The organism is Mesoplasma chauliocola, from assembly GCF_002290085.1.
Classification (GTDB): Bacteria; Bacillota_I; Bacilli_A; order Mycoplasmatales; family Mycoplasmataceae; genus Mesoplasma; species Mesoplasma chauliocola.
The window spans coordinates 201,172-207,500 of the sequence record NZ_CP023173.1; the positions used below are offsets into that span (position 1 = coordinate 201,172).

The following is a 6,329-nucleotide window of genomic DNA, read 5'->3' on the forward strand; positions in this document are numbered from 1 at the left end:
AAATGGATAATAAAAAATATTATATCGAATTAGCAGGAGATTCAATGCTAAGTTTTACAGATAAAGAAATAGATGAAATTGTTGCTAAAGAAAATAGCCTAAAGCAAGAATTTGAGAAAGTTTTAAAAATAGATACAACAAATGTTAAACCATTATTTTATCCTTATGATAGTATTCACACATACTTAAGAAGTGATGATGATTCAACAACTATTGATCAAAGTGTTATTTTAAGTAATGCTCCAACTAGTGAAGGCGATTTTGTGACAATTAAAAAGGTGGTTAAATAATGAATTATAAAAATTTATCAATTTTAGAACTACATCAAAAATTAGTTAACAAGGAAATTACAGTTTTAGAATTAACAAAATTAGTAATTGAAGAAACTAAAAAAATAAATGGTTCAAATGCAATTAATAATTTAAGTGAAGAATTTGCTTTAAAAAATGCAAGTAATTTAGATGCAAAATTTAATAGTAATTCTTTGTTATTTGGTATTCCATACTTTGCAAAAGATAATTTTGCTACAAAAAACATTGAAACAACTTCTTCATCAAATATTTTAAAAGGATACATACCACCTTTTAATGCAACAGCAATTTCTAAACTGGAAGCAAGTCATTCAGTTTTAATTGGAAAAACAGCTCTTGATGAATTAGGAATGGGTGGAGTTGGTCTTTATTCTTGCAATGGAATAATTACAAATCCTGCTGATTCACAAAGAATTGTCGGTGGAAGTAGTAGTGGAAGTGCTTATGTTGTAGCTAAGGGAATTGTGCCTTTTGCAACAGGCAGCGATACAGGTGATTCAATTAGAAAACCAGCTTCATTTAATAATATAGTTGGTTTTAAACCCTCATATGGTGCAATAAGCAGATATGGTTTATTACCTTATTCTCCAAGTTTAGACACAGTTGGGTTTTTTACAAGAAATGTAACAGATATGGTAGTAATTTCAGATGCTACATTCGGATATGATGTTAAAGACGCTACAAGTTTTATTTCAAAACAAGAAAACATGTTTGAAAAAGTTAATAATTTAAAGGAAAAGACTAAATTTGCTTATATTAAAAAAGTAATTGATGATTTAAGACCAGAAGTTAGTCAGGAATATTATGATTTATTTAAAAAAATAAAAGCAAAAGGTCATGAGGTAGTTGAAGTTCAATTTAAACAAGAACTGTTAGACGTTTTATCACCTATTTATAAAATGATTTCATTTAGTGAATCCGTTTCAACAAATGCAAACTTAGATGGAATTAAATTTGGTAAAAGAGAGTTCGGAAAAGATTATGTAGAAATAATAACAAATTCTAGAACAAAGGGTTTTGGGGATGAAGTTAAAAAACGTTTTATTGTTGGAGCTTTAAATTTAAATAAGGAAAATCAAACAATTTATTTAAACAAGGCAAAACAAGTAAGACGATTAATAGTTGAAGAGTTAAACAAAATATTTGATCAAAATGATATTTTAATAATTCCTCCAACTGATAAAGTAGCTCCATTAATCAGTGAGTTAAAAAATGAAAAAACTGAAGGCAAAGAATATTTAGATGATATTTTAACTTTAGCAAATTTTAATGGGTCACCATCAATTACAATTCCATTTCTAAAAGAAAATAAATTAGGAATAGGTATTAATTTGAATGCTAAACCTAAAAATGATTTATTATGCTTACAAGCAGCTAAATTACTTGAAGATATAATTGGTATTAAAAATGAAATAGTGGAGGATTAAGATGAAAAATTTTGAAATAATTATTGGAATTGAAAATCATGTTGAATTAAAAACTAAGACCAAAATGTTTTCATCTGCTCCTGTCAGTTATGGAAAAACACCTAATACTAATGTAAATGAAACAGATATGGCATATCCAGGAAGTTTACCAACAGTTAATAAAAAGGGTGTTGAATTAGCAATTAGAACTTGTAATGCTTTAAATATGGAAATTGATACTTTAGTTAAATTTGATCGTAAGAATTATTTTTACCCTGATTTAACAAAAGGTTATCAAATAACACAACAATACAATCCAATAGGTAAAAATGGAAAACTAAATATTAATGTTAATGGCGTAAGAAAAGAAGTTGATATTGAAAGACTCCACATTGAAGAAGATACTGCAAAACAAATTCATAAAGAAGATTTAACATACATTGATTATAATAGAGCTGGAACAGGGTTAATTGAGATTGTAACAAGACCAGTTTTAAGAAGTGCTGATGAGGCATGCGCTTATGTTGAAAAGTTGAGAGAAGTTTTATTATTTTTAAAAGTAAGTGATGTGAAAATGAATGAAGGAAGTTTAAGAACAGATGTTAATATATCAATTAGACCTTTTGGAGCAACCGAATTTTCAAATAAAGTTGAAGTCAAAAACTTAAACTCAATTTCAAACATTAAAAAAGCAATTGAATTTGAAGTTGAACGTCAAACAAAATTAATGTTAAATAATGAAGTAATAATTCAGGAAACTCGTAGATTTGATGACACAACAAATTCAACAGTTTCAATGCGTAGTAAATCTGATGCTTTAGATTATAAATATTTTAGAGAACCAAATATTATGCCAATTCAACTTGATCAAAAATGAGTTGATGAGTGTATAGTAAATTCACCTGAATTAGCAGATATTAAGCGTAGCAAATATGTTGAAAAATTAAAAATATCAACAACTGATGCTAACATTATTCTTTCAAGTATTGAAATGAGTGAATTTTTTGAACAAGTTATTAAATTTACAAATAACTTTACAAAAGTTGCAAATATATTAATAAGTGATATTCAATCTTATTTAAATAATGAAAATATTACAATTGATAAGTTGGTTTTAAAACCAAAGCATTTAGCTGAAATGATTAATTTAGTTGATGAAAATGTTATTTCTTCAAAGCATACAAAAACAATTTTACCTATAATCATGAAAGACAATAGCAAGTCTGTTTTACAAATAGTTGAAGAATTAAATATTAAAATGATTAGTGATGTGGCTCAAATAACTAATTTACTTCAACCAGTCATTGAAGCAAATTTAGAATTATTAGAACAGTATAATGAGAGACCAGAAAGAGTTACAAAAACTATTATGGGTCAGTTAATGAAAATTACTGGTGGAAACGTTAACCCAGAAGCAGGAATGGAAATAATAATTAAACTAGTAGAGCAAAAAGTAAAATAAAATGAAGCAAAAGCTTCATTTTTTTTGTCTTTATAACAAATTATTTTCTAACAATAGGCCCTGTTAAAACTAAGAAACCTAAAATAATAACAATATAGAAACCAATAATTGATCCAATAGAAACACTAACTTCGCTATCTGCTAATAAAGTAACATTACCAACAATTAATAAAATAACTGCGATTAATGCAAGACCAATAGAAGCTGAGTTAAATAATCTTGCAAAAAGATTAATTCCAAAAATTCCTAATACTAATCTAACAATTACTGGAACAATTGCAATACATGATAATGCTAATCCTGCGGCAAATAATTTTTGAGATGAAGCATATCTTTCCAATATTTGACTATTGTATTTGATTGTTTCATTTCCAACTTTTGCTCCTACTCCGATTCAAAAAATTGTAATAATAACTAATAATGCAAATGCTGTTGCTGCAATTACAGAAATAAGAGATCAAAGATTCTTTTTAGCTCATTCTTTCATATTTTTTCCTCCTTGGTAACTATTATAATGTATTTTTTATTAATTTTGAAACAAAAATAGCTACCTTATTATGGTAGCTATTTGTTTTTAAGTGATTTTTTATTTTTCTCTAAATTTGAAGTATCAATTGTTTCATTTAAATTATCATCAAATATAATTGAATCAAATAAATCATCAGCAGCTGTAGGTTCAAACTCAGTTTCAGCTTTAATTTTACTTTCAACAGTTTTTGTTAAATGTTTATAGTTGTCATTTTCAAGTTCATCAAAAATAACTAATTCGTCATTAACGTCTTTTTTATCTTTTGCCCCACCTTGAATTTTTTCAGCCAATTCATTAATAACTGTAGTTCTAGCAAAAACTACAACATCATCATTTTCTTTTAATTCTGTATAGTCATCAGGTAGTAAAATTTTTCCCTTGCGACGAATTTGAATAATATTAAAATCTTTTGTAGTAGAAAGGCCAGCTGATAAAATTGTTTTATTGAATATATTGTGGTTTGTAAGACTTAAAGTTGTTGAAACAAAATCTTCATCAATTGATTGAACATCTACATCTAAATCAATATTAAACATTGATCTAGCAGCAACAATATTTCCAGCTAAAGCATCAGGAAGAATAATTTGATTGTCGCTTAATCCCAATGCTGTAAGAATTCTTTTATGTTTTTCGTCCCTAGCTCTAGCAATAATGTTTTCACATTCTAAGTCAATTAAATTTAAAACAGTCATAAGTCCTGCTTCAATGTTTGTTCCAACTCCAACAATAACAACATCATAAGCTTTAATTCCGTTTTTAGCTAATGCAATTTTGTTTGTTGAATCTAAAACTACAACATCAACACCATATTCATATTCTGATAAATATAAATTTAATTTGTCTTCATCATAGTCAAAAACAGTAACTTGTTGCTTTTTGTCAACTAATGTTTTTATCACTGATAAACTGAAGTTTGAAACCCCAATAATTGCAATACTTTTTTTCTTTGCCATTATACACACCTTCTTTGATAACTTTAATAATTATACATTTGTAATAATTAAATTGTATAATAATTACTATGAATGGGGGTAATCAAATGGGTACTAAAAAAAATAAATCAGACAAGTCTGAATGATTTAAATTTAAAAAAGATAACTCTAAAAAAGATAAATTTGACCCTCAACACGCATTTTTAAAACTTAAAACTTGATGACCATTATCTAAAGTTTCAGGAAGAATTTTTTTAATTTATTTATTTATTGTTTTATTTGGTGGATTCTTATTGTGTATTCCTGGAATTGTAGTTAACAATGATTTAAATGGATATGATTTTAGATGAGATTACCTAACAGGAATATTTACAGCCTCAAGTGCTTTTAGTGATACTGGTATTAATATTATTGATCCATCCCATGATTATACTTTTTGAGGTCAATTAATTTTACTTATTTTAATTGAAATGGGTGGTATTGGAGTTTTAACTTTAAAAATAATTTTATTCATTTCGATTAATAAAAAGATTTCATTAAACGATACTATAGTTGCTCAATCTGAACGCGGAAATGATGTAAAGTCATCAACAATTGAATTAATTAAAGATGGTTTTATATGACTAACAATTGTTCAGCTAATTGCAGCAGGCATTTTATTCTTCTTATTTTTCTTTTCAGAACCAGCTTCTGAGACTTTAACATGAAATGCAACTGAAAATAAATATACTCAATTAGATGTTGTTTCACCTTATCATAATTTTATGAGATCAATTTGATTTGCAGTATTTCATTCTACTAGTGCTATTAATAATGCTGGTTATGATATTGTTTCAACAAGCTCTTTACAGCCATATAATGTTGAAGGGCATCAAGTTTATGCAATTCAAATAGTTTTCTTATTAGAATGAGTTATTGGTGGATTAGGTTATCCAACTTTTCATGATATTAAAAGAAAAATTAAAGCAAGAAGAGTTGGACAAAAAGTAAAATTTAGTTTGTTTACTAAATTAAATTTCTATGTTTATTTCTCACTAGCAATTTTAGGACCACTAATGATTTTTGCAAGCGAGTATTCTAATCAATCAAACTCATTGATATTTAATTACTACAGTTATCAAATTGATCCATTAACTCACATGAATACAAATGTAATTATTGCAGAAGCTAAACCTGGTTATGTTGTAGCCATGGACATTATATTTAATACAACAGCATGTAGAAATGCAGGATTTTCAACTGTTCCAATTAATGACTTTAACGCTTCATCAAAAACTATTTTATCTGCATTAATGTTTATTGGTTCAGCCCCATCTTCAACCGCTGGAGGAATTAGAACAACAACATTTGCAATTATCTTATTATCAACTTGAGCAGTTATTAGAAATAAAAGTTATACAAGTGCATTTAAAAAAATAATTCCTGCAGAAACGGTTAGAAGAAGTTTTTCAGTATTCTTTATTTCAGTATTTATTTTAACTATTGTTATTATATTAATATACTTTGATTCAAATGCTTATTTAACACCGGGTATGGTTACTGGTTCAAATAATGAACTAATTCAAAATCAAGGAGATGCAAGTGTAGTACAAATTTTGACATTAATTACTAGTGCTTATGGAACTGTTGGTATGAATCCATTTACTCAACAACAAATGTATAATTTTGGAACATTAACTAAATTATTAA

6 protein-coding genes (1 of these 6 running past the window's edge) are annotated in these 6,329 nt (G+C 26.8%); 4 read left to right on the top strand and 2 right to left on the bottom strand.

The features are described from left to right. The first annotated feature begins 2 nt into the window (after positions 1-2). Genes CK556_RS00875 through gatB form a run of 3 tightly spaced genes read left to right on the top strand, consistent with a single transcriptional unit; the run spans position 3 to position 3,179 of the window. Positions 3-290 (top strand): Asp-tRNA(Asn)/Glu-tRNA(Gln) amidotransferase subunit GatC, encoded by a 288-nt coding sequence (locus CK556_RS00875; RefSeq protein WP_036246762.1) that lies wholly within the window; start codon positions 3-5, stop codon positions 288-290. Next, positions 290-1,738 carry an amidase family protein gene (locus CK556_RS00880; protein WP_036246760.1) on the top strand — a complete coding sequence of 483 codons (1,449 nt, stop codon included), beginning with the start codon at positions 290-292 and terminating at the stop codon, positions 1,736-1,738. Before CK556_RS00875 ends, CK556_RS00880 begins: the two co-directional genes overlap by 1 nt. A 1-nt stretch (position 1,739) precedes the next feature. Beyond that, complete coding sequence (gene gatB, locus CK556_RS00885; RefSeq protein WP_027875703.1) at positions 1,740-3,179, top strand: Asp-tRNA(Asn)/Glu-tRNA(Gln) amidotransferase subunit GatB; 1,440 nt, start codon at positions 1,740-1,742, stop codon at positions 3,177-3,179. A 40-nt stretch (positions 3,180-3,219) separates the two neighbouring features. Here the strand turns inward: gatB and CK556_RS00890 are convergent, their stop codons facing one another. Then, positions 3,220-3,666 carry a hypothetical protein gene (locus CK556_RS00890; protein ID WP_027875702.1) on the bottom strand — a complete coding sequence of 149 codons (447 nt, stop codon included), beginning with the start codon at positions 3,664-3,666 and terminating at the stop codon, positions 3,220-3,222. A gap of 77 nt (positions 3,667-3,743) precedes the next feature. Beyond that, positions 3,744-4,661 (bottom strand): potassium channel family protein, encoded by a 918-nt coding sequence (locus CK556_RS00895; protein ID WP_027875701.1) that lies wholly within the window; start codon positions 4,659-4,661, stop codon positions 3,744-3,746. A 68-nt stretch (positions 4,662-4,729) separates the two neighbouring features. Here CK556_RS00895 and CK556_RS00900 point away from each other — a divergent pair, with 68 nt between their 5' ends. Continuing rightward, positions 4,730-6,329, top strand: partial view of a TrkH family potassium uptake protein gene (locus CK556_RS00900; protein WP_095761505.1) — the 5' portion only. Its footprint extends 116 nt past the window's final position; the window shows 1,600 of its 1,716 coding nt (coding positions 1-1,600); it begins with the start codon at positions 4,730-4,732; its stop codon lies beyond the right edge, outside the window.